Origin of the sequence: Streptomyces sp. NPDC056361, from assembly GCF_042262805.1 — a bacterium.
GTDB lineage: Bacteria > Actinomycetota > Actinomycetes > Streptomycetales > Streptomycetaceae > Streptomyces.
Genome location: NZ_JBHJQI010000050.1, coordinates 1 through 23,141 on the forward strand (window position 1 = coordinate 1; position 23,141 = coordinate 23,141).

Genomic DNA, 23,141 nt, shown 5'->3' on the forward strand with positions numbered 1-23,141 from the left:
CGGTCGCTGGAACGTGGGTTCCGGCGACCGGGGGCACAGGGAGATCAGGATGGCGTCAAGCCACCGGCTCAGTCGATGCCGGGCAGGATGTGGGGCTCGGCGAGGTCGTCCTCGTAGCCCGCGAGCCGGATGGGGGCCGAGCGGGCCCACACTTCGAGGCTTCCCAGCTCGCCCTTGCGGCGGGGCCGGTCGACGGGTTCGGCCGGTCGCGGATCCTGCTTCGTCAGTTCGGGTGTCACCGCGCACTCCTTTGTGTCGCGTACCTGTAGGACAAGTGCCGGTCGGTCGCGGTGGCGCCGTTCGTCGGGCGGGACCGCGGCCTTGGTGGCAGGCCAGTCCCCGGGCCGGCTGTGAGGAAGGTGTGGCTCCTCGTGTCCGACCGTGGACATCAGACTAACCAAATGAGCGGATCCGCGCTCTACCGGGCTCCAAAGTGTGACGCGATCGGGTGACACAAGTCGAATGAGCGCCCTACCGGTCGGTAGAACGCTCATTCCAGACGCCTGCGGGCCGTGCGGGCCGGCTACCAGTTGGCGGGGGCGTAGTCCTTCAGGAAGCAGCCGTACAGGTCCTCGCCGGCCTCGCCGCGCACGACCGGGTCGTAGACCCGGGCCGCGCCGTCGACCAGGTCGAGCGGGGCGTGGAAGCCGGCCTCGGCCAGGCGCAGCTTGTCGAAGTGCGGACGCTCGTCGGTGATCCAGCCGGTGTCGACGGAGGTCATGAGGATGCCGTCCGTCTTGAACATCTCCTCGCCGCTGGTCCGCGTCACCATGTTCATCGCGGCCTTGGCGGCGTTGGTGTTCGGGTGGCCCGCGCCCTTGTAGCCGCGGCTGAAGACGCCCTCCATCGCGGAGACGTTCACGACGTAGGACCGGCCGCTCGCGGCCTTCCTCGCCGCCTCGGCCATCACCGGCCGCAGCTTGCTGATCAGGATGAACGGCGCCGTGTAGTTGCACAGCTGGGTCTCGAGGAGCTCCACCGGGGAGATCTGCTCGATGCTCTGCACCCACGTGTTGCTCTCGACGACGTCCGGCACCAGGCCGCCCGCGTCGATCGCGGTGCCGTCGAGGTGGCGGGCGAGGGAGGCGTTGCCCGCGACCAGGGCGAGGTCGGCGACCTGCTGCGGTTCGAGGCCGCTCACGCCGACGGGCAGCGACGAGCCGCTCACGAGCTCGCCGACCGCGCCGGAGTTGAAGGCGCCGATGACGTGGTGGGCGGGCAGCTCGCCGGCGGGCAGCGGCGCGTTCTCGCCGTCGACCAGGGCGGCGTACGCGGACGGCAGCCGGCGCACGGTCTGGGTCGCGTTGTTGATGAGGATGTCGAGCGGCCCGGCCTCGGTCATCTGGTCGGCGAGGGCCACGGCCTGCGCCGGGTCGCGCAGGTCGATGCCGACGACCTCGAGGCGGTGCATCCAGTCCGCGGAGTCCTCCATCGCCTGGAAGCGGCGGATGGCGTCCTTGGGGAAGCGGGTGGTGATGGTGGTGTGGGCGCCGTCGCGCAGCAGCCGCAGCGCGATGTACATGCCGATCTTCGCCCGGCCGCCGGTGAGCAGCGCCCGCTTGCCCGTGAGGTCCGCGCGGGCGTCCCGCTTGGCCCGGTTCTCGGCGGCGCACTTCTGGCACAGCTGGTGGTAGAAGTAGTCGACCTCGACGAACCGCGTCTTGCAGACGTAGCAGGAGCGGGGGCGCTGGAGTATGCCGGCGATCCGCCCCTCCTCGGTGACGGAGCTGGGCAGGATGCCCTCGGTCTCGTCGTCGATGCGCTGCGCGGAGCCGGTGGCGGTGGCCTCGGTGACCGCCTTGTCGTTGGCGGTCTTGGCCGCCCGGCGGTCCTGGCGGCGGCGCTGCTTCACGGTCCGGTAGATCCCGGCCGTGGCGCGCCGGACGAGGATGGCGTCCGGGTGGTCGACGTCGAGCTTGTCGAGCTCGTCGAGGACGCTCAGGCAGACGGCCAGGCGCTCGGGGTCGACGCCCGGCCCGTAGTCCTGGGTTTCTTCGGTCACCGTCATGGCCTTCGGGTTCCTCGTTCGCTCGTACGTCGCCGTTCGCGGGGCTTTCGAAGAAGCAACTTTACGGAGCGGGGGGCCGCCCCTCCAAACCCGTACGGGGAGCGTGGTCGAAGACACAGTCGCCGCACAGGCCGCCCCCGGCGCAGCGGTAGTACAGGCAGCAGCTGGCACGGCGCAGTCGCGGCCCGCGGACCGTGCCGGCGAGGTCGGGGTGGGCGAGGAGGCCCGAGACGAGCTCCGCGGCCCGCTCCGCCGCCTCCGGCCGCCGGCGGGCGGCCGCCCACCGGGTCAGCTCCCGCAGCGCGCCGGCGAGCGCCGAGCCCGCGTTGCCCCACAGCAGCCGGGGCGAGATGCCGCCGTCGCGCCGCAGCGCCGCGTGCAGCGGGACCAGGTGGGACTCCAGGACCACGGCGGCGAGATCGTCCACGGTGGCGGGACGGGTCGCGGAGCCGGACCACCACAGGTCGTCGGGCGAGGTGAGGGCCCCGTCCCAGTGCAGCTCGCCGGGGGCCAGGTCGGGGAAGCGCCCGGACAGCGCGGCCGGCCCGAGGGCGGTCGACCAGAGGCGGGCGGCGAGTCCGAGGTGGGCGATCGAGGCCGCGACGCGCCGCTCGGGGCCGCCGAGCCGGGCGGCGACCCGGTCCACGCGCGCGGTGAGGGGCCCGTCCTCCCCCGCGTACAACCGCGCGAGCGGGCGGTGTGCCCCGCCGCTCTCCGGCGGGGTGGTCCGCAGGGCGAAGAAGCCGCCCACCGCTCCGCTCTCCGCGAGATCCACGCGTCTGCCCCCGGTCCGTCGCCGTGCGTTCCGCCCGGGCCCTGCCGCGCGGACGGAGCCCCTGCCCGGGGCTCGCCGCCCACCGTAGCCGGGGAACTTCCGCACACCGGCTTCCCTGTCGCCCACATGATCGACAAGAGGACCGGAAAGCGGCTTTCCACCCGGTCCGACCTGCGAAGGCGTACATCCCGAGTCGTACGCGGGCCGCGTGTACTGCGCCGGTGGTACGTGCGAAGACGTCCCCTGGTACGACGACGCGATCGGCCGGGAAGAGAGATCGTGGAAGGTATGAGTCCTCTCATGCTGTCCGTCCTCCTGGCCCTGGTCTCGGCGGTCGCCTACGCGTCCGCGGCGATCGTGCAGGAGCGGGTCGCGGCCTCCACCACGGGCCGGGGCTACGCACCGCTGCGGAGTCCCGCCTGGTGGGGGTCCGTCCTGCTCAACGGCGTCGGCGCGGCGCTGCACGTCGCCGCCCTCGCCTACGGGCCGCTCAGCCTGGTCCAGCCGCTCGGCGCGCTCACCATCGTGTTCGCGCTGCCCCTGGCGGCCCTCTTCGTCGGCCGCCGGGCCGGACGGCGGGCCTGGCGCGGGGCCGTCATGGCCACCGCGGGCCTCGCCGGACTGCTGAGCCTGACCAGCGGCGCCGAGGCGCAGTCCCTGGCCGACGACGAACGCTGGCTGCTCGCGGCCGCGACGTTCGGCGCGGTCGCGGTCCTGTTCACGGTGGCCCGCCTGGTGGGCCGGTCGGTGCTGCGCAGCATCGCCCTGGCCGCCGCGGCCGGCGTCTCCTTCGGCATCGCCTCGGTCTTCACCAAGGCGGTCGCCGAGGAGTGGACGCCCGGCTCGCCGCTCGCCGAGTGGACGGCCCTCCTCGTCCTCTCGGCCCTCGCCGTGACCGGCCTGCTCCTCTCCCAGGCCTCGTACCGGGGCGCCGGACTCGCCGCCCCGCTGGCCACCGTCACCGTGGTCAATCCGGTGGTCGCCGCGGCCGTGGGCCTCACCCTCTTCGGCGAGAGCTTCCGCTACGGCACGGCCGGCACCGTCGCCGCCCTGATCTGCGGCGCGGTGGCCGCGGGCGGGCTCGTCCAGCTCATGCTGGACCGGATGACGGCCGCCCCGGACGCGCCGTCCGGGCCGTCCCCGGCGCCCCGTCCGTCGTCCGGGGCCCCGGCCCGGGACACGGGTGCCCGGGATCCGGCGCTCGGCCGCGAGCGGGTCGCCCGGGAGTCAGAGGGTGACGCCCCGGGCCCTGAGGTAGGCCAGCGGGTCGATGTCGGACCCGTACCCGGGACCCGTCCGCACCTCGAAGTGGAGATGCGGTCCCGTGCTGTTGCCGGTCGATCCTGAGCGCGCGATGCGCTGACCGGCGCTCACCCGTTGGCCTTCGCGGACACTGAGCGCGGACAGGTGCGCGTACTGGCTGTAGCGGCCGTCGTCGTGTCTCAGGACGATCTGGTAGCCGTACGCCCCGGCCCACCCGGCGGAGACGATCCGCCCGCCCGCCACGGCCTTGACCGAGGTCCCGGTGGGCACGGGGAAGTCCACGCCGGTGTGGTAGCCGCTGGACCAGGAACTGCCGGGCTTGCCGTACCGCGTGCCGATGCCCGCGGACACGGGGGCCGAGTAGCGGTCCTCCTCGGGCGCGGCGGCGGGCCGGGGCCTGGGGGTCTGCTTCGGGGCGGGCTTCTTCGCCGCCGGCTTGGCCGCCGCCGGCTTCGAGACCGGCTTGACCGCCGGTTTCGGCACCGGCTTGTGCACCGGCTTCGGGGCGGGCTTCGTCGAGGCGGCCGGCGCGGGGCGCGGGGCGGTGGGCCGCGTGACGGGCGGCTTGGCCGGCCTGGTCCCGGGGCGTGTCGCCCCGGCCGGCTGGGCGGTCCCGGCCGGTGGCGTGGTCGCGGCGGGTGGCATGGTCGTGGCGGGTGGCATGGTCGTGGCGGGCCGGGAGGTCTTGCCGGTGGTCTTCGCCGGGGCCGCGGTCTTCGCGGGGGCCGCGGTCCTCGCCGGTGCGGCGGCCTTCGCGGCCGGGGCCGTCTTCGCCCCGTCCGCCTTCCTGGGCGCGGCGATGCGGAGGGTGAGGCGCTGGCCCGGGTGGATGAGGTCGGGGTCGTCGCCGACGACCGACCTGTTCGTCTCGTAGAGGCCCTTCCAGCCGCCCTGGACGTGTTCGTCGCGGGCGATGGCCGACAGCGAGTCACCGGGTGTCACGGTGTACATCTCGCGGACGGTCGGCACGGCGGTGGGGCCGACGTTCCTCGCGGGCCGCTCGGGTAACGCGCGCTGCCCGGGCAGCGAGGCGGTCCGGGGCGCGTTCCCGGCGCGGGACGGCTTCCCTTCCGCCCCCCGCCCGGGCGTGACGTCGGGCGCCTGCCCGCCTCGGGTCAGACCCGCGTTCGGACCGCAGGACGGCCAGGCGCCGGGCCCCTGGCCCTTGAGCACGCGTTCGGCGACGGCGATCTGCTGGTCCTTGGAGGCGAGGTCGGCTCGCGGCGCGTAGTGCGTGCCGCCGTACCGCTCCCACGTGGACTGGCTGAACTGGAGCCCGCCGAAGTAGCCGTTCCCCGTGTTGATGCGCCAGTTGGAGGAGGACTCGCAGGCCGCGACCTTCTCCCACACGTCGAGCGACGCCGCCTGCACCGCACCCGCCCCGATGAGCGGCAGCGCCATCCCGGCGCCTCCCGCGGTCACGGTGAGCGAAGCACGGTTGATCCGGCTCGGCTGGTGGCGGCGATGACGTCCGCGTACGGCCATGGGCCCCCCTTGAACACAGCAGCAGCCGTCCAAGTTAGGGGTGGCACACACTCCGTGACAAGGCCTTCGCCCAACCCCAAGCCCCCAGCGTCAGCCCCCTGTTGACGCCCGCCCCCTCCCCGCCGGCCCCGGCTGCGGCTGAGGCTCCGGCTCCGGTACGGGCCCGCCCGGCTGCGGCGGCGGCGTCGGCGCGGGGTCCGGCGGCACCGGCACCGGGTTCGGCGGCGGCACCGGCGGCGGCACCGGCTGCGGGATCGGCGAAGGCGGCAGCGGATCGGGGTACGGCGGGTGCGTCATCACGGACCTCTCGCTCGACGGGTCCCCCTCCCAGAGTGGCCCGCCGAACGCACCCCCGCCCGCCGGATCCCGCCGCTCGGGGTCCACACGCCGGGGACCGTCCGTTCGGCCCTACGCCTCGGCGCCCGGCCGTTCGGGTGCAGCCCCGGAGGCCGGCCGTTCGGTCCCACACCTCGGAGCCCGACCGTTCGGGTCCCACGCCTCGGGGACCATCCGATCGGGCACCACGCCTCGGGAACCGTCCGTGCGGGCGCCGCGCACCCGGCGGGTCAGGCCCGGAGGCCTGACCGGCTCACCACAGCCCCGGGGTGGCCTTGAGCTGGAGCTTCGCCGCGCGGACCACGTCCGCCGCAGGCACGGGCGCCTCGTCGGGATGCCGCTCGGCCCACTTGGCTGCGTACGGGCACAGGGGCACGACGGGCACGCCCTCCCCGGCGGCGATCCCGTAGAACTCGCGCACCAGCGCCCCGGCGATCCCCTTCCCCTCGTGCCCGTCCTCGACGACGGTGTGGACGGCCACCAGGGCGTGGGGCTCCGTGTCGAGCACGAAGTAGACGATGACGCCCACGAAGGTCTCGCCCTCGAACGCCTCCAGACGCCCGTTCGCCCGGTCGTCACGCATCCTCAGCCCTGCTGCCACGCGGAGCTCTCCCTCGGCTCAGACCTGCACCGGCACGGCGGCGGGCACCGCCCCCGCACCGGGCACGGCGTGCGGGGCGCGCACCGTGTCACTCCCGGGAACCGGCGCGGACGCGTCGGCCCCCAGCTCCACGATGCGGTTCTCCGCGTCGACGTGCACGACACTCGGCACGAACGTCCGCGCCTCCGCGTCGTCCACCTGCGCGTAACTGATGAGGATCACCAGGTCCCCCGGGTGCACCAGGTGCGCCGCCGCCCCGTTGATCCCGATGACACCGGACCCGCGCTCCCCCTCGATGACATACGTCTCCAGGCGCGCCCCGTTGTCGATGTCGACGATGTGCACCAACTCGCCCGGCAGCAGGTCAGCCGCCTCCATCAGATCCGCGTCGACGGTGACCGACCCCACGTAGTGCAGGTCCGCCTGGGTCACGGTCGCCCGGTGGATCTTGGACTTGAACATTGTGCGTATCACTGAGGTACTCCTGGACATAGGCTCCCTGCCTGCGTTTTTGCAGGTCAAGGGCTGTTTCCACACCTTACAACGAGTCGCAAGTTCGGGCAGCTTTCCCCAGGTTTTTCAGGACTCATGCTGACCACTTGCTGACTTTCCTGACGCATCATCACGCAATGCCGGGGAACTTCGCCCACTCTCCCCGGCTCCACCGCGACGACCCCACAAGCCTACGCAGCACGCGCTCAAGAGCCCTCGTGATCACCGTCACTCTCGCAGAGCGGCGACGCCCGATCCGCGCGTGCACGAGGACTCGTCACCGCAAGAACCCTCGAAACGGCGCGACGACTTAGCAGCGAATCCCGGGCCAGCGAAACCGGCACTTCTCACGACCATGGCCATAGCCCGCCCGGTGACTCTTGGTAGTGACACAGGGCGGCCGCCGAGGACCTCGGAATCCGGCCAGAGCGGAGCTCGACTCGGCACTGCAATCACCCTCAGCCCAGCCTCGAAGGAGCCGTCTCACCCATGGAACCGCAACCCTCCGAAACCGTCCGACCGCGACGGCGCCAACCCGTCGATCCCGTCCTCATGGAAACTTCCGAGGTCGCCGTGATGCTCAGCATGTCAACGAGCTGGGTCTACAGGGAGGCGTCGAAACTGGGCTTGAAGGGGTACAAGCTCGGCCGAGGTAAGAACGCCAAAGTCCTGTACAAGAGGGCTGACGTCTTCAAATGGCTGGAGCAGCAGAAGATCCACTAGTATCCCGAGTCGAAAGTTCCTCGGTGGTTCTCCCCTTGGGAGCCACCCTTGCTTTGGGCCGGCGCATTCTGGCTCGACGTCGCTGGCGTAGGCCAGGGGTCGTTCCTTCAAAGCGGAGATCTACCGAGAATCTCCGGCTCAGGCCACTAGACCACCTCACCTGCTTCGTGGCGCCGCGCCCGTCTGCGATCAGAGAGAAGGCTCCGACGGACAAACACCGTCCAGAAATCGAACACCTGTCCGGGCTCATGCCTGTCATGAATCCAGTGCGTCAGCTGTCGGACCCGCTCGGTATCGCTCAGACAAACGCCTGGTCCCAATATCGGAACTACCAGGGGCCAGGCGTTTCGCGTCCAACGGCCGCCTACGCATTCGGGGCAGCCTTGGCCCGGTACTCCTCGACCAGGGCCTCCATACCGGTCAAACCGGCGTCCAGGCCAAGCTGCCGGAGCCAGTCGTCCACCTGCTCCTGGCGCTCGACGGCGACGCGCAGATCCAGGGCGGGGTTGGCGCGGAAGACGCCGCCGGCCGATGCGCCGGCATCCGGGATCTCCTTCAGCCCGCCAGGGTGGAGAAGGTTCTTGACCTGCCGGCCAGCGACGAGGTGAAGCTCGCGCGGCTGAGCCACCAGGGCAGCGTCGATGTCCGTGATACGGGCGATCTCCGTGACGACTTTGAGGTCGGCAACGGTCTGGAGGAGGCCGTCGAACAGGATCGCCAGGTTCGGCACCGGATACCGGTATTCCTCGCCGGGCAGGCCCCCTTTCTCGAAAGTGTTGGCGTACTGCCGGAGCCGGGAGATGACGTCGATGGTGACGGTCGCCATCAGAGCCGTGGAGGCAGAGCCGTAGACCTCGGGCAGCTTGACCGTCACAACGGCCTCGAGAGGATGCCGCACCAGGGTGCTGCTGACCGCCTGCCACACCAGCCGGGCCGTCCGTGACCTGTTGTGTCCAAGCGGCTGGAAGCCCATGAACTGGTCGAGTGCCCCCTGCTCAAGGTTGAGCAGGGCGCTGGGAAGCGCGGAGTCGTTCAGAGCCTGGGCAAGAGCGTTGATGGACCGCTCGGACAGCGGGCGCCAGGCGCCGGCCTCACCCATCGGGAGGTTGATGCCCGTGCGCAGGATGAAGTCCTCCGCGGGGTCCCCCTTGGTGTCCCGGCTCAGGTTCGGGGCCATGACGTTCTGGCCCATGGGCAGCACACCCGCGGAAGGCTCCTCACGGGCGAGCTGGAGGAGCCGGGCGCGGTCGGCGGTGGAGTTCTGTCCGCTCAGCCGGATCGGCGCCTTCAGATCTATCAGCAAAGGCCGTGGAGCGACGTTGGGGTCCACCCGGATGGCCACCACACTGAGCCCGGAGTCGTCGTCGAACGGGATAGGAATGACAGTCGGCTCCCAGGGCGGGTCGAACTTCTCGCGGCAGCTGCTGGCAATCTTGTCGATCGTCTCTTGGGCATCAACGCCGACGACGCGCTCGATGCCCGGCTCCGCCTTGTCAGCGATGCCCACCAGGATCATGCCGCCGTAGGTGTTGGCCATCGCCGCAATGGTCGTCACCAGACTCTTGGAGTACTGCTGCTTGAACTCCAGCGTCAGACTCTCCACCTGGTCCGGACGCGCGGCGAGGGCACGGATGCGATCGATCGTCAGATCCGCCGCCGAGGCGGCGAACAAAGAGTTGGTCATCCCCTCATAATCCATCAACCACCCGACACCCACACCGAATTACCACTTCACCTCAGACCCCGTCCGTCCCGGCCCTGCGCGACGGACCGCAGCCCGCCGGCGACCTCCTGCGGACGTCGCCGGTCGGTTGCGACGATCTGCTGGATGTCTTTGGCCAGATTCACCGGTTGGCCGGGCCCGGCCAGGGCGGACCGTTCGACCTAGGCCGTGTGTCGAAAGTGGGTCTTGGACTGTGGATGATCACGGTTCATGGGTCGGGGAGATCTCACGGACGAGCAGTGGGCGGTGCTGGAACCGCTGTTGCCGAAGGGTGCCAGGGCGGGGCGGCCACCCGTCTGGGCCTCGGCGGCAGCTGATCGACGGCATACGGTTCCGGGTCTGGACCGGAGTTCCGCGGCGGGACGTGCCCGTCGAGTACGGGCCGTGGAACCGGGTCTACGACCTGTTCCGCCGGTGGCAGCGGAACGGCACCTGGCAGCGGATCCTCACCCGGCTCCAGTCTCTGGCCGACGCGAAGGGCGCGATCGTCTGGGACCTGAGCGTCGACTCCACGGTCCGCCGCGCCCACCAGCACGCGGCCGGGGCCCGCAAGCAGGGCAACCTGCAGAAGGAGCCACCAGGCGGCATCTTCACCGAGCCCCATGATCACGGGCTGGGACGGTCGCGCGGAGGGTTCACCACGAAGCTGCACCTGGCCGTCGAACAGGGTCAGAAGCCCATGTCGATCGTGGTCACGGCAGGACAGCGCGGAGACTCGCCGCAGTTCGAGCCCGTGCTGGAGAAGGTCCGCGTTCCCCGCATCGGGCCGGCCACACGTCCGCCCCGACCGCGTACGGGCCGACAAGGCGTACGCCTCCCGCAGAAACCGCGCCTACCTACGCCGACGCGGGATCCGCTGCACCATCCCCGACAAGGCCGACCAGGCCCGCAACCGCCGGAAGCTCGGCTCCCGCGGCGGCCGACCACCGCGCTTCAACCCGGCCGACTACCGCCAACGCCATGCGGTCGAGCGCGGGATCAACCGACTCAAGAGACACCGCGCGGTCGCCACCCGGTACGACAAGCTCGCCGTCCGCTACGAGGCGACCGTGCTGATCGCAGCTCTCAACGAATGGCTTTGAACGGAGGTGGCCGCCCTCCCGTCCTGGTTCACCAGTCCCGGCCGGCGGTCAGCTCCTCCGCATCCGCTTCCGCGAACCCGTATGCCGACGCGACGAAGCAGAACTCGTCACAGATCCACTCCCGCGCCACCGTCTCGATCTCACTCCCGGCCACCACGAACTCGCTGTCCAACAGATTGAACTCCTCCGTCGCAGCCTGGGTGAGTGCATACAAACTCTCCAGGTCCGACGGCCGCTCTGCCTCGATGCGCTCGCACAGCCCCAGCAAGATCGCCTTCCCCTGGTCGACCACGTGATCAGGGAAGTACGAGTCGTCATACATCTGCCGCAGGAACGCGTGTCCCGCTACCTGCTGGTTTGTGATCGGCATGGCACTTCCCTACCTCCGCGAAAAGCTGATGCGCCGATCATGCACAGCACCACTGACAACGACGCCCCCACGGACGCCAGACCTCACGCGACCAGGACTTTCACAACAGGCCCTAGCCGCGCTCGACGGTCCGGCCGACCGCGCGTGAGCTCCTGGAGGGCGTCGGCATTGTGCCGGAGCTGAACGAGAAGCACGGAAGCGGCCGTCGCGGCGTCCTGCGGGCCCTAACCTCGGGGCCAGCAACATTGAGTGTCCGACCTCGCCGGTAGCGTCAGGTCATGGACCAGCTCAGAGCATTCACCACCGACCAGTGGGCGGTCATCGTCGCCGCCGTCGCGGCGCTCGTCGCTTCCGTCATCGCCCTCTGGCAGGCGTCCATCGCCAGGAAGGCTGCCCACAGCCAACTGGCACTTCAGAAGCGCATTCACCGGGAGCAGAACGAGCCGTACGTCATCGTCGACATCCAGCCCGACCCCTACGGGCCAATGCTGCTGGTCGTCGAAAACACCGGCCCAACCGTCGCCCGCGACGTCCGCATCTCCTGCGACCCGCCCCTGGAGTCTGGGTGGGCTCCCGAACCGGGCCAGCCGGACCTCACCCAGGTGCTCCAGGAGGTTCTGGGCCAGCCCATCCCCATGCTCCCGCCGCGCCGCCGGCTCACGTTCCTCTTCGACAGCGAGGAGCGCTTCCAGAACTCCAGCCTGCCCCGTCGTTACACCTTCACGGTGAACGCGAACGGCCCCGCGGGGCAAGTGGAGACGGCGCAGTACACCGTCGACCTCGACGCGGTGAAGTGGTCGCTCATCGCAGAGCGCCCCACCAAGAAGGTGGAAGACAAGCTGGCCAAGATCGAGGACGCGATCACCAAGACCGAGAAAGCGATCAAGGGCCTGGCACCCGGCTCCGAGCAACAGGGGCCCCGTCGGAGGACTCGCCCCCTGCCAGTGGGGCAGCAGCGCCAGGACCCCACCAGCGAGGCATAGCCCGTCTCAGCGTCCTTCGAGCCCATCGCACCCGTCGACACCTCTGTCGGCGCTTCCGCCACGTCCGCGGGGGGGGCGCAGTGGCGGCGCTGGGGCAAACTGCTCAAGCGGCGTACACAATTCCTGGAGTTCTGCCGATACCTGCGCATCGAGGAGACCGCGGGGTTCGAGGAACTGCGTCCGGCCCTGCAGAGCACACTCCAACGCCTTTCGAGCCGGGACGACCTGGCTGAGATCTGGACCACCTTGGCAAGTACCGTGGTCACCAAAGCGCACATCGAGCCGTCGGAAAGGCACAAACGGACACCCCGCAAGGCTCTCGACCATCTACGCATGCGCCTGGAGGTTTCGCACGAAGGACTGGTTCCCGGTCTGACCTGCCATCAGTCGAAGGGTAGGGAATGGAACAAAGTCGGGGTGAGGCTGGAACTCTCTGACGCGGCCGCGCTCCGCAAGGGTCTCGACTCCGACGACGAGGCCCACCGCGCGCTCTACGTCGCACTCACCAGAGCACGGCACCTCAGCGTCGCGGTGTGAGGGCTCGTAGTCACCGTGCATACCTTGCGCCCCATCTGCTTTCGCCTCTCTGGGGTGGACGAAGGTGCGGCCGGCGGGCCCATCAGGTGCATCCGCCGTCCAAGACGCATTTGATCGCGTCGAATCGTGACTAATCAGGCATCCCTGCAGCCCACCGCCCTCCGGCCGCCCCGTTCTCATCGACGATGTGGCAGACCACGCGGCTGAACGACCCGCCGTTTCGGTGCCCAGGCGGAATACCCCGAGCTCTCGGTCGATTGATCTTCGTGCGGAGAACACAAGGAGGGGGCGCTGGTGGCCGAGCTGATGCTGTTCCGGCAAGACGCGCGCGGGCGGGATGTCGAGCTGTCCGGGTCGACGGTAGCGCTGGAGGTCGAGCTGCAGCGGCGGGTCGAGGCCGGTCTGGAGCAGATGCTCGGCATCCGGTTCCTGGCGTCGGAGTACGCGACCGGGCCATGGCACCGGGGGCGGATCGACACCCTCGGGCTGGACGAGAACGGCAGCCCGGTGGTGATCGAGTTCAAGAAGGGATCCGACAGCGGGGTGCTGTCGCAGGCAGTCTCGTACATGTCGTGGCTGGAGTCGGCGCACGACGAGTTCGAGGCGCTCGTCCGGAAGGTGCTGGGCGCGGAGGCCGCCGAGTCCGTCGACTGGCGGCGTCCCCGGATGGTCTGCATCGCGGCTGGCTTCTCCCATCACGACCGGGTGGCCGTGCAGCGGCTGCCCGAGCGGATCGACCTGGTGCGCTACCGCATTTTCGAGGGCGGCCTGCTGAGTCTGCTGCTCGTGGACTCCTCGCCCAGCATGTCGAGCACGATGTCCCGGCGGAGCCGTGAGCGGGACGCGGTGGTCGGAACCGCGCCGGCGGTACCGGTGGCTCCTCCTCCGGCGAGCGTCGGTCTTGTCCCGAAGTCCCTGCGGGATCTGTACGCCGAGCTGGACGAGGCGCTCACGGCGTGGGGCGAGGTCGAGGTGGCTCCGCTGCGGCACTACATCGCCTACCGACGGCTGGTGAACGTGGCGTCCGTGCTCTTCCGTCCGAAGCGCCAGGTGATCCTGGTCTATCTCAGACTCGCCCCAGACACGGTCGTGCTGGAGGAGGGCTTCACCCGCGACATGCGCGGTGTCGGGCACCTCGGGACGGGGGACTTGGAGGTGCGTCTCGCCTCGGCGGCAGACCTGGAGAAGGCTGCGCCGTTGATCCGGCGGGCGTTCGAGGCGGCCTGACACAAGCGGAAGGACGGCTGGAGCATCGGTTTCTCGATGTTCCAGCCGCCCTTCGACGTCTACGGCTCGGCGGCCACGGGTTCTTCGTCCTCATGATCAGTTCTCCGGTCCGGCCAGGGCGAGGTCGTCCTGTTCCAGTTCGGTGCGCAGGCGCTGTTCGGCGACGTCGGCGTAGTGCGGGGACAGTTCGACGCCGATGAAGTTCCGGCCTTCTCGGAGGGCGGCGACGCCCGTGGACCCGCTGCCGGTGAAGGGGTCGAGGACGGTGCCGCCTTCGGGACAGATCTGGACGAGCTGCTGCATGATCTCGACGGGCTTCTGAGTGATGTGGACCCGGTCCTTGCGGGGCTGGGAGGCGATGTAGTGGCCGGGCAGGTAGAGATCGCGGGTGTTGTCTAGGGATCCCTTGACGCCCCAGACGATGAACTCGGAGTCCTGCTTCGGCCCGCCCTTGCGGGGGCGGCTGGCGGGCTTGATCCACGGGATGGTGCCGTTCCAGGTCCAGCCGGCCATCTGCAGGGCGTCGGTCGTGGTCGGTTCCTGGCGCCAGTCGGAGAAGACCATGGCCACCGCGTGCTCGGTCGAGGCCCGGTACGCCTCGGTGAGCAGCTCGGTCAGCCAGGAGCGGTAGGAGCGCTGGTCGCGGTTCTCGCCGGGGAAGTTGGCGAGGTCGTGGGCGCTGTTGCTGGTGACGTACTTGGCCCGCGCGGTGCGTCCGGTGCGCTCCGAGCTCGTACGACCGCCGGAGTTGTACGGCGGGTCGGTGATCACGGCATTGACGCTCTCGTCCGGGAGGGACTTCAGGACGGTCAGGGCGTCGCCTCGGTGCAGCGTGTAGCTCATGGAGAGGGCCTCTCTTCGTGGGCGTAGAGGGTCTTGGGCCCGTGCCAGGCAGCGCTCAACGGCGCTCGTCTCGGTCAGGGTCGTGCCGGAGGTTAGCTGTGGTTTCCGGCCGGACCTAGCGGGCCGGGCCGTGGCTCGGGGCTGGTGCTGGGGGTCGTTTGGTGTGGCCGGAATCGCCATCTACTGTCTCGCCGTGTCGCCCGGGCCAGAGCCTCGCTCCACCCCGTTGGCCTGTGTCTATCCGTGTTACCCGGCCCAACCGAGCAGCACAGGAAACACGTTCCTCCCTACGATTCCTCTGCCGCCAGGAGCCCCGATGTTCTGCCTGAGATTACGAGCGCGGCTGGCTGCCGCGCGTGACCTGAGACCGGTGTCCGGGAGCTACCAACTCCCCTGACCCCGGGCCCGCCTAAGCGGCGGATGCACATCGGCGCGGCGCCGGCGGCTATGCATGAGAAGTCGGCACCGCGCCTCCTACGAACGCCGAGGAGCCGCTGCGATGCAGCATGTCCTGATACCTCCGCGCCCCGATCCGACGCTGTCGCTTGGCAGGCCCCGCCCCACTGAACGGCGGCGGCGATGAAGAGGACCACCAAGGGCGTCGTCGGTCTGTTCACGGCCGGCTCGATGCTGCTGGTCGTGCCGGTCCTCGCCTTCGGCGCCGGGACCGCTTCGGCCTCCTGCCCGACCAGCGTTGCGCAGTCTGTGGATACCGCAGCAGTCGCCGACCAGGTGAAAGCCATCCTGGAGGGGGGCGACAAGGGGTCGCTCTCCGTGCCGGGGCTGAACAGTCCGGCCGAGCAGGTGCCTTTCGCCAAGACGATCCAGGCCACTGGCGTCGCAATGAACGTCCCTGCCCGGGGGCAGATCGTTGCCCTGGCGACCGCCCTGCAGGAGAGCGGCCTACGGAACCTGACCTGGGGTGACCGCGACAGCTTGGGGCTGTTCCAGCAGCGGCCGTCGATGGGCTGGGGCACGGCGAACGAGATCCTCGACCCGGTGCACGCCAGCACCAAGTTCTACGAGGGGCTCAAGAAGGTCTCTGGCTGGGAGTCCCTGTCCATCACCCAGGCCGCCCAGGCGGTGCAGCGGTCGGGCTTCCCGGAGGCATACGCCAAGTGGGAGCCGCTGGCCACGGCGCTGCAGAAGGCCATCGAGTCCCTGCTGCCGAAGGCCGGTGACGGTGCCGCGTCGCCGGACCCGGCACCGTCCGGCGCCGACGGTCCCTCGCCCGGCACCGCGGGCGGCTGCACTGCCGGAGGGGACGGGACCGATTTCGGCACCATCCCGGCCGGCGCGCTGCCGAAGGAGTACAGCCTCCCCGCCACTGCGCCGCGAGAAGTCCAGACGGCGATCCGGTGGGCGCTCGGCCAGCTCGGCACGCCGTACCAGTGGGGCGGTACCTGCACCGACTCCCACGGCGACACGGCGATGCGCCGGTGCGACTGCTCCTCCTTGATGCAGCAGGCGTACAAGGCCGCAGGGGTCACCCTGACGCGGACGACGTACACGCAGGTCAAGGAAGGCAAGCCGGTCTCGGCCGACGCCCTTCGGCCGGGTGACCTGATCTTCACCGAGGGCACAACCGTCTCGCCCGAGCACGTCGGCATGGCCATCGGGCAGGGCCTGATCGTGCACGCCCCGCGCACCGGCGACGTGGTCCGCCTCACGACCGTCGCCTCCTGGAAACCGGAGATCCTCACGGTCCGCCGAGTCGTCTGACCGGCGCTTCTCCCCCTCTCTCCTTCCTCCTCCTTTCCTCCTTCCTCCCCCCTCTCGCACCGCCGCTCCATCCCCACGGGCTTCGGCGCGCCTCGAATCGAACTGGAGTTCCTCATGTATCTCGCCGACCAGGTCATACAGCTCGCTTACGATCCCGGGATCAAGCCGAACGAGGGCGGGCTGCCGGGTCTGAACGTCCTCAAGCAGGTGATGGGCTCCATCAACCTCTTCGGCCTCGTCGCCGTGGTCGGCGCGCTTGCCGTCAGCGCGGGCGTGTGGGCCTGGGGCCACCACTCCGGCGGCCACCAGGCCGAGGCGAACGGGAAGAAGGGCGTCCTGGTGTCCGCCGGCGCAGCCCTCCTGCTCGGCGCAGCGAATGGCGTGGTCGCGTTCTTCAGCACACTCGGGACGCAGGTCCACTGATGCCTTCCCGCTCCTCGCACCCCGGCGGCGCATCTCACGTGCGCCGCCGGGTGTTGCTCGGCACTGTCGTCCTGGCGGTGCTCGTCGCCCTCGCCGGCCTGGCCGCCTACTTCACCCGCGATGGCAGGATCGCTGTCAAGGCCCCGGCTGTGCATCCGAGTTCTTCCCCGTCTTCCTCCACGGCCGTCTCGTCGTCCGGGCCGCCCATGGTGTTCACCCGTCCTCGTGCCCTGCCGGTTCCTCTGAGGACCACCGACCCGATCGCGTTCGGGAAGGCAGCCGCGGCAGCTCTGTGGTCATACGACACCCGCGCGTACTCACAGGCCGAACTGCGGCGTGCTCTGCACGCATGGCTGACAGGCGAGGCCAAGTATGCCGACGCGGCCTCGGTCGACAGGGGTATCCCCTCACGGGTGCTGTGGAAGGAGATGGCCGCCAACGGCCAGTTCGCCACCGCCACGGTGAACGAGGGGCACTTCCCGGACGCGTTCACCCGGGCCCTTCAGGAGGACCCGGGCGCGATCACCCAGGCGTACATCTACGCCGTCACGGTCTCCGGCAAGCAGACGATCGCCTGGAAGGGCTCGCCGGGCGGTGCGGAGAGCCGCTCCGCCACCCTCGCGGTCCAGTGCCGCCCCAACAAGCCCTGCACCCTGGCGGGCGTCATGCCGTCCGTCGCGCCCTGACCCCCGTTCACGAAAGGAGGTACCGCCATGGACGTCTGTGGGATTCCCATGATGGACAAGGTGTGCACCGCCATCGACTTCGCCACCAATCCGGCTGGGGCCGTCACCGACGGCATCGGCGCGTGGATCGCGAAGTCGGCAGGAGAGCTGGCGGCCAGTGCGGCGGACCTGGCTACCAAGGCCGTCAATGAGACGACTGCGATCGATCTCAACGCCGTCTGGTTCCGGGACAATTACGAGCTGCTGCTTCCCATCGGGCTCGCGCTGACTGTCGGTACGTTCTGCATCCAGCTCATGCTTGCGGCCTGGCGGCGCGACGAGCGAGCCCTGGCCCAGTCCGCGATCGGCACCATGACCGGCGTCCTGTTCAGCTTCTGCGCCGTCGCCTTCACCACCGTCGCCATCACCGTGGTCGACGCCCTGTCCGACGGTCTGTTCCAAGCGGCCAACACATCGGTCGACGACGCGATCCGCCGCGTCGTGAAGATCAATGAGTTGGGGGCGATGTACGGCCTGGGCTGGGGCGTTCCTGCCCTGGTCGCCCTGGGGTGCTCGATCGGCTCCTTCCTTTACTGGGGCGTCATGGTCGCCCGGAAGGTCGGCGTCCTGGTCATGGTCTCCCTCGCCGTCTTCGCCGGCGCCGGCGGCGGCTGGGAAGTCGCAAAGCGCTGGCGGCGCGGCTGGATCGAGGCCACCGCCACCCTGGTCGTGTCGAAGCTCCTGATGACCGTGGTCTTCCTGATCGGCGTCTCCGCCATGGGCAAGAGCGACGCGAACGACGGACTGTCGGCCCTGTCCGACGCGATGGCCGGCATCGTCGTGATGGTCCTGGTCCTCCTTTCCCCCTACGCCACATACAGGTTCATCCACTGGGCGAGCGACGGCAGCGGCCACGACGACCTGCACCGCACCAGCGTCGCCGGCATGGCCATTGCCGCCGGGGCAGCAAAGACCGCTGGCAGCCTGGCGATGCGGGTCGGCACCGGAACCCCCGTTCCCCAGGGACCGAGCCAGGTTCCCGGCGCGGGTGCCGACGGTGTCGCCTCGGGCATCAACCCCGCCGGCGGCGACCTCAGGAAGCAAGGCATCGACGCCGGCCCGACCAAGCCCCAGACCCACTTCCGGTACGGCGAAGACCCGAACGCCTCTGGCGACAAGGGCCGGGCCCTGATCCAGCGACCCGGCATCCCGCCGCTCATCACCCGGCCCGGCGGAAACGAAGCAGCCAGTTCCGCCGACGAAGTCCAGGGCCCGGCCGTTCCTTCCGGTATGCCCGTCAGTACGTCGGTTCCGGGCGGCAGCATGACCTTCCTGCCGTCCGTCGCCCCCGGGTTCTCGGAGACTGCTACCCCGGTTGCGTCGCCGCCGGCCGCCGGTTCCCCGACGCCGACGACTTGGGTGTACCCCACCCAGCCGCCCTCGGGTCCCTGACCCATCACCGCCGGGGGCGGGCTGCCCCTTCACAGCCCGCCCCCATGACCCGACCTCCAAGGGAGTTCCGTCATGTCTTCCAGAAGAGCGCCGCACACCCTGCCCTCCGTTCGATCCCACCGTCTGGAACCACCATGTCCGGCAAGCACCAGGCCGAAGTCCCCTCGGCCACCGTGAAGTTCCCCCACCGCAGCAGGCGCGGCGTCTTGCTCGGCCTGACCGCCCCGCAGCTACTCGTCGCCGGCCTCACCGGCCTTCTCCTTCTCGCCGTGATCCTGGCCCGCGGCGTGGTCGGTGCTCTCGCGCTCATCCCTCTGTGGGCCGCCATCGCCCTGTTCGTCTTCGTCCGCCACCGGGGCCGTGCCCTGGCGGACTGGGCCCCGATCGTCGTCCGGTACGCCCTGCGCCGGATGCGCGGCCAGCTCGTCTGGCTCACCCGCCCCTCGCGCCGGTCGACCCGTGAAGGGCTCCTCCATCTGCCCGGCACCGCCGCCAGCCTGCGCGTGGCCACCGCGCCCGACGGCCGGTACGGCGCGGTCCACGACCCGCACAACGGCACGCTGACCGCTGTGGTCAAGGTGTCCTCCCGCGCCTACGCCCTTCTCGACCCGGGCACCCAGCACACCAACGTCAGCGGCTGGGGACGGGCCTTGGCCGCGCTCGCCCGGACCGGGCAGATCGCCCGCATCCAGGTGATCGAGCGCACCGTCCCGGACTCCGGCGACAGCCTGCGCCGCTACTGGGAGGAGCACGGCCACCCCGACACCCCGATGGCCGGCGCGATCTACAACGAACTGATCCAGAGCGCCGGCCCGGCCGCCGCCCCGCACGAGGCATACGTCGCGGTGTCGCTGGACACCAAGGCTGCACGTCGGCTGATCAACCAGGCCGGCGGTGGTCTGACCGGATCCTTCAGCGTCCTGGCGCAGCTGACTTCCACCTTCGAGCAGGCCGCGCGGACTGCCGGGCTCAACCCCAGCGGCTGGCTCACCGCCCGTGAGATCGCGGCCGTCGTCCGCACCGCCTACGACCCCAAGGCGCTCGCGGCGCTGGACCGTTGGTCCGCCGCTGGCCGCCCCGAGGCCGAGGCCGCCGGCGGAGGGCCCGTGGTGGTCGTGGAGAAGGCGGACCACATCGCGACCGACTCGGCCGTCCACGCCACGTACTGGGTGGAGAACTGGCCGAGGACCGAAACGTCGGCGGGCTTCCTCCACCAGCTCCTGTTCACCGGCGGAGTCCGGCGCACGCTGTCGCTGTCGTACGAGCCGAAGGGTCTGGACGCCGCCCTGCGCGACGTCCAGCGCAAGAAGGCCAGCGTGATCGCGGACGCCGCCGAGCGGGCTCGGCGCGGCCAGGTCGACTCTGAGGCGGACTCGATCGAATACCAGGACATCAAGGCGCGCGAGCGGCAGCTCATCGCCGGCCACGCCGACGTCGCTCTGACCGGCCTGCTGACCGTCTCGGCCGACTCCGAGGAGGAGCTGCGCACCGCGTGCGCGGTAGTTGAGACCGCCGCCGTCGGCGCCCAGCTCGACCTCCGGCCGCTCACCTGGCAGCAGGCCGAGGCGTTCACCGCCGCAGCCCTGCCGCTCGCCCTCGCCGTGTGACCCCGGCGCTCCCCCTGTCGAAAGAGCACTCCCGTGTCCCGCACTCCCAGCCCGACCGCGCAGGACTTCGTGCCCTTCGCCACCGCCGCGCTCGACTTCCACCGCGCCCTCAACGTTCCCGGCGGCCCGCTCGTCACCAGCCGCGTCGAGCTGGACGCCCTGCACTCCCATCTCGTCTCGCTGTACGGGCTGCTCGACGCCCACGCCATGCGCGTCGGACAGCTCCTCCCGGCCGAGGGCGACCACCTGTGTGCCGCCCGAACGCGGATCTGGCAGGCCGCCGACCACCTCCACGCTGCCTACCACGCAGCACCCCGGACTAACTCCGGCGAGGTGCCCGACCGCGAGGCGTGCCGGGCCGGTCTTCCCGAAGGCGCGCCGGAGCTGACCATCTGTCAGCGCCATCAGCGCACCGCGCACTTGGTCCGCCGCCGTACGACGCCGGCCGACCTGCATGCCCCGTTCACCGGCCTCGTCCGCCGCTGACCCGCCGTTCCTAGTTTGGAGAAACGTTCATGCCCCGTACCCGCGCCAGCGCCTCCCACCTGTTCGTGCCCCACAAGGCATCGCGCACCGAGCGGAGGGCTGCCCGAGCCGGCTTCGCCGACGCCCACCGCCAGGCCCGCCTCGCCGGAACGCCGCCCAAGCGCCTCGCCGAGGAGACCGCCGACCCGGAGCTGCGGCCGGCCTACCCGCTGTCCGGACGCCCCGGCCCGGCGTCGGCCCGCGGCGGCAAGCTCAGCCTGCCCGCCCACCGGATGACCACCGCCACCGCCTCCGGGGCCTATCCGTTCGTCGCCGAGGGCGGCCTGGGGGCGGAGGGCGTCTTCATCGGCCGTGACGTCCACGCCGAAGCCGCCTTCTGCTACGACCCGTTCTCCCTGTACGGCAGCGGCCGGATCGAAGGCTTCACCAACCCCAACGCGGTTCTCGCCGGGATCATCGGCATGGGCAAGTCCGCGCTGGCAAAGTCCATCGCCACCCGGTCGATCGCCCACGGCTACCGGATCTACATCCCGTGCGACCCGAAGGGCGAATGGACCGGTGTCGCGCAGGCTCTCGGCGGCTACAGCATCGCGCTGGGCCCCGGTCTCCCGGGACGGCTGAACCCGCTCGACGCGCCGGCCCGGCCCGCCTCCATCAGCGAGGACGACTGGGCGAGCGAGGTCCGAAAGCGGCGCCTGCTGCTCCTGGCCGGCCTGGCGCGCACCGTCCTGAAGCGGGATCTGCTGCCGATGGAGCACACCGCCCTGGACCTCGCCCTCGACCTGGTCGTCGCCGAGGCCGCCGCCCGTGGCACGGTGCCGCTGCTCGGCGAGATCGCGTACGTCCTCGGCTCCCCCGAGCATCTCGACCGGGCCCTCGGACAGCAGTCCGGGCACCTGGGGACAGCCGCCCAGGACCTCGCGCACGCCCTGCGCCGCCTCGTGCACGGCGACCTGAGCGGCATGTTCGACGCCCCTAGCACCGTCACCTTCGATCCGACCTCGCCAATGCTGTCCATCGACCTCTCCCGCCTCGGCGGCTCCGGCGACGACACCGCGTTGGTGTTGGCCATGACCTGCGCGAGTGCGTGGATGGAGTCCGCCCTCGCCGACCCCGCCGGCGGTCGGCGGTGGGTGATCTACGACGAAGCGTGGCGGGTGATGAGGCACGTCGGCCTGCTGGAGCGGATGCAGAGCCAATGGAAACTCTCCCGTGGGCTCGGCATCGCGAACCTCATGGTCATCCACCGGCTCTCAGACCTGCTCTCGGCGGGCGACGTCGGCTCACGCGGCCGGGTCCTGGCCGAGGGCCTCCTGGCCGACTGCTCGACCCGCATCATCTACCGCCAAGAGCCCGACCAGCTCGACGCTGCCGCGTCCCTACTCGGCCTGACCGGCGTCGAGACCCAGGCGGTGTCCGCCCTGACCAAGGGCCGGGGCCTGTGGAAGGTCGCGGGCCGGTCTTTCATCACGCAGCACATCCTCCACCCGGCCGAACGCGAGCTGTTCGACACCGACGCCCGCATGTCGGCCTAGTCCAGCCGCTGCCCGGAGGATCGATCATGTCTGCTTCCCCCAGTTCTCCCACCTCAGCCGAGAATCGGCAGTCGGCGGCGACCGACCATCTGGCGTGGCGGAGGCACGTCCCGGCGCTGGCCTCCGCCACCGCCGGGATCAAGCGGGCCTCCGACGCCTGGGACGCGGTCTCGGGCTCCTTCTGCGACCACGACGGCTGGCCCGTCGACGAGCAGGGGTACGAGGACGGCAAGGTGAAACGCGATGCTGAGGTGTGGAATCACGTCGAGGTCTTCATCGCCCACGGCCCCGAGGTTCTGGCCGGCGTCCGCGCCGCCGCCCGTGGTGCCGACTACGTCGAGGGGCCGGTCAGCGAAGATCTCCGCTGGCTACGCGGGATCGACACCACCCTGGAGCGAGCAGGGCGGCTCCAGCGCGAGTGGGACCAGGTCATGGCTCTCATGGACGCCTCGCTCCCCGGCTCACGGAAGCTCTACGAGAGCCAGGCGGAGGAGAACCGCAACGCCGACGGCTGGCACTACGCCGACGAGCTGTCCATCCGAGGCCCGGCCCTTGTCCGGGCTGCCGACTACCTGGCCGACCGAGCGGACCCCGAGCAATCCTCGCGGACCGAACGGGCACGGGTGGCCCTCGCCCGATCCGCCTCCGGCCAGAGCGGGACCCTGCCCGCTTCTCCCCCGGCGCCACCGGCACCCGGCCCACCGGTGCCGGTCCGCTCCCGCTGACGCCCGTAGCACCGAGTCCCGGTCGGACCAAACCGTCCGATGACCAGATCCTCGTAAACCACCGCCCGCCCGGCACCG

The 23,141-nt window shown here is 70.5% G+C and carries 22 protein-coding genes and 1 pseudogene; 14 read left to right on the forward strand and 9 right to left on the reverse strand.

The features are described 5' to 3' along the window. Positions 1-68: 68 nt before the first annotated feature. From ACFCY7_RS18230 to ACFCY7_RS18240, 3 genes are all read right to left on the reverse strand, one after another. Positions 69-239 carry a hypothetical protein gene (locus ACFCY7_RS18230; protein ID WP_017240713.1) on the reverse strand — a complete coding sequence of 57 codons (171 nt, stop codon included), beginning with the start codon at positions 237-239 and terminating at the stop codon, positions 69-71. Between the two features lie 284 nt (positions 240-523). Then, positions 524-2,008, reverse strand: a complete 1,485-nt coding sequence (locus ACFCY7_RS18235) for an SDR family NAD(P)-dependent oxidoreductase (RefSeq protein ID WP_376486094.1) — start codon at positions 2,006-2,008, stop codon at positions 524-526. Between the two features lie 61 nt (positions 2,009-2,069). Next, positions 2,070-2,783 carry a (2Fe-2S)-binding protein gene (locus tag ACFCY7_RS18240; protein ID WP_376486097.1) on the reverse strand — a complete coding sequence of 238 codons (714 nt, stop codon included), beginning with the start codon at positions 2,781-2,783 and terminating at the stop codon, positions 2,070-2,072. Between the two features lie 288 nt (positions 2,784-3,071). Between ACFCY7_RS18240 and ACFCY7_RS18245 the strand changes: the two genes are divergently transcribed. Beyond that, positions 3,072-4,130 carry a DMT family transporter gene (locus tag ACFCY7_RS18245; RefSeq protein WP_376486099.1) on the forward strand — a complete coding sequence of 353 codons (1,059 nt, stop codon included), beginning with the start codon at positions 3,072-3,074 and terminating at the stop codon, positions 4,128-4,130. Here the strand turns inward: ACFCY7_RS18245 and ACFCY7_RS18250 are convergent. The 3 genes from ACFCY7_RS18250 to panD form a co-directional block, all read right to left on the reverse strand. Beyond that, a complete protein-coding gene (locus ACFCY7_RS18250) occupies positions 4,011-5,531 on the reverse strand; it encodes a transglycosylase family protein (RefSeq protein WP_376486101.1) in 1,521 nt (506 codons plus the stop codon). The genes ACFCY7_RS18245 and ACFCY7_RS18250 overlap by 120 nt on opposite strands. 589 nt (positions 5,532-6,120) lie before the next feature. Continuing rightward, complete coding sequence (locus ACFCY7_RS18255; RefSeq protein ID WP_376486199.1) at positions 6,121-6,450, reverse strand: GNAT family N-acetyltransferase; 330 nt, start codon at positions 6,448-6,450, stop codon at positions 6,121-6,123. Positions 6,451-6,486: 36 nt separating this feature from the next. Then, the gene (gene panD, locus ACFCY7_RS18260; RefSeq protein ID WP_376486104.1) at positions 6,487-6,942 is read right to left on the reverse strand and encodes an aspartate 1-decarboxylase; all 456 of its coding nucleotides are present in this window, start codon (positions 6,940-6,942) and stop codon (positions 6,487-6,489) included. A gap of 570 nt (positions 6,943-7,512) precedes the next feature. Here panD and ACFCY7_RS18265 point away from each other — a divergent pair. After that, positions 7,513-7,683, forward strand: coding sequence for a helix-turn-helix domain-containing protein (locus ACFCY7_RS18265; protein ID WP_376486105.1), 171 nt, complete (start codon positions 7,513-7,515; stop codon positions 7,681-7,683). A gap of 364 nt (positions 7,684-8,047) precedes the next feature. On the opposite strand, the gene ACFCY7_RS18270 is transcribed toward ACFCY7_RS18265, so the two are convergent. Continuing rightward, complete coding sequence (locus ACFCY7_RS18270; protein ID WP_376486107.1) at positions 8,048-9,367, reverse strand: helix-turn-helix domain-containing protein; 1,320 nt, start codon at positions 9,365-9,367, stop codon at positions 8,048-8,050. 249 nt (positions 9,368-9,616) lie between these two features. On the opposite strand from ACFCY7_RS18270, the pseudogene ACFCY7_RS18275 reads away from it, so the two are divergent. Continuing rightward, positions 9,617-10,488, forward strand: a pseudogene (locus ACFCY7_RS18275) (IS5 family transposase). Between the two features lie 28 nt (positions 10,489-10,516). Here ACFCY7_RS18275 and ACFCY7_RS18280 read toward each other — a convergent pair. Beyond that, positions 10,517-10,858, reverse strand: coding sequence for a DUF5713 family protein (locus ACFCY7_RS18280; RefSeq protein WP_376486109.1), 342 nt, complete (start codon positions 10,856-10,858; stop codon positions 10,517-10,519). A gap of 278 nt (positions 10,859-11,136) precedes the next feature. Here ACFCY7_RS18280 and ACFCY7_RS18285 point away from each other — a divergent pair, with 278 nt between their 5' ends. From ACFCY7_RS18285 to ACFCY7_RS18295, 3 genes are all read left to right on the forward strand, one after another. Next, a complete protein-coding gene (locus ACFCY7_RS18285) occupies positions 11,137-11,841 on the forward strand; it encodes a hypothetical protein (protein WP_376486112.1) in 705 nt (234 codons plus the stop codon). Between the two features lie 333 nt (positions 11,842-12,174). Then, on the forward strand, positions 12,175-12,378 hold the full coding sequence (locus tag ACFCY7_RS18290) for an ATP-binding domain-containing protein (protein ID WP_376486114.1): 204 nt from the start codon (positions 12,175-12,177) through the stop codon (positions 12,376-12,378). Between the two features lie 294 nt (positions 12,379-12,672). Continuing rightward, positions 12,673-13,605: a DUF5655 domain-containing protein gene (locus ACFCY7_RS18295; RefSeq protein WP_376486116.1), complete on the forward strand. Its 933-nt coding sequence runs from the start codon at positions 12,673-12,675 to the stop codon at positions 13,603-13,605. A gap of 96 nt (positions 13,606-13,701) precedes the next feature. Here ACFCY7_RS18295 and ACFCY7_RS18300 read toward each other — a convergent pair whose 3' ends face one another. After that, positions 13,702-14,448, reverse strand: coding sequence for a DNA-methyltransferase (locus ACFCY7_RS18300; RefSeq protein ID WP_376486117.1), 747 nt, complete (start codon positions 14,446-14,448; stop codon positions 13,702-13,704). 579 nt (positions 14,449-15,027) lie between these two features. Between ACFCY7_RS18300 and ACFCY7_RS18305 the strand changes: the two genes are divergently transcribed. The 8 genes from ACFCY7_RS18305 (at position 15,028) to ACFCY7_RS18340 (ending at position 23,063) form a co-directional block, all read left to right on the forward strand. Continuing rightward, positions 15,028-16,170: a C40 family peptidase gene (locus tag ACFCY7_RS18305; protein WP_376486119.1), complete on the forward strand. Its 1,143-nt coding sequence runs from the start codon at positions 15,028-15,030 to the stop codon at positions 16,168-16,170. A gap of 114 nt (positions 16,171-16,284) precedes the next feature. Continuing rightward, positions 16,285-16,593, forward strand: a complete 309-nt coding sequence (locus ACFCY7_RS18310) for a DUF6112 family protein (protein WP_142201145.1) — start codon at positions 16,285-16,287, stop codon at positions 16,591-16,593. Further along, complete coding sequence (locus ACFCY7_RS18315) at positions 16,593-17,279, forward strand: hypothetical protein (protein WP_376486123.1); 687 nt, start codon at positions 16,593-16,595, stop codon at positions 17,277-17,279. Before ACFCY7_RS18310 ends, ACFCY7_RS18315 begins: the two co-directional genes overlap by 1 nt. Positions 17,280-17,306: 27 nt before the next feature. Beyond that, positions 17,307-18,710 (forward strand): ATP-binding protein, encoded by a 1,404-nt coding sequence (locus ACFCY7_RS18320; RefSeq protein ID WP_376486125.1) that lies wholly within the window; start codon positions 17,307-17,309, stop codon positions 18,708-18,710. A 134-nt stretch (positions 18,711-18,844) separates the two neighbouring features. After that, positions 18,845-20,317 (forward strand): SCO6880 family protein, encoded by a 1,473-nt coding sequence (locus ACFCY7_RS18325; RefSeq protein WP_376486126.1) that lies wholly within the window; start codon positions 18,845-18,847, stop codon positions 20,315-20,317. Between the two features lie 33 nt (positions 20,318-20,350). After that, entirely contained in the window at positions 20,351-20,803 is a 453-nt protein-coding gene (locus ACFCY7_RS18330) for a DUF6238 family protein (RefSeq protein ID WP_376486128.1), read from the forward strand. A 29-nt stretch (positions 20,804-20,832) separates the two neighbouring features. Continuing rightward, a complete protein-coding gene (locus ACFCY7_RS18335; protein ID WP_376486129.1) occupies positions 20,833-22,338 on the forward strand; it encodes an ATP-binding protein in 1,506 nt (501 codons plus the stop codon). A 26-nt stretch (positions 22,339-22,364) separates the two neighbouring features. Further along, a complete protein-coding gene (locus ACFCY7_RS18340) occupies positions 22,365-23,063 on the forward strand; it encodes a hypothetical protein (RefSeq protein ID WP_376486132.1) in 699 nt (232 codons plus the stop codon). The last annotated feature ends 78 nt before the right edge of the window (positions 23,064-23,141 follow it).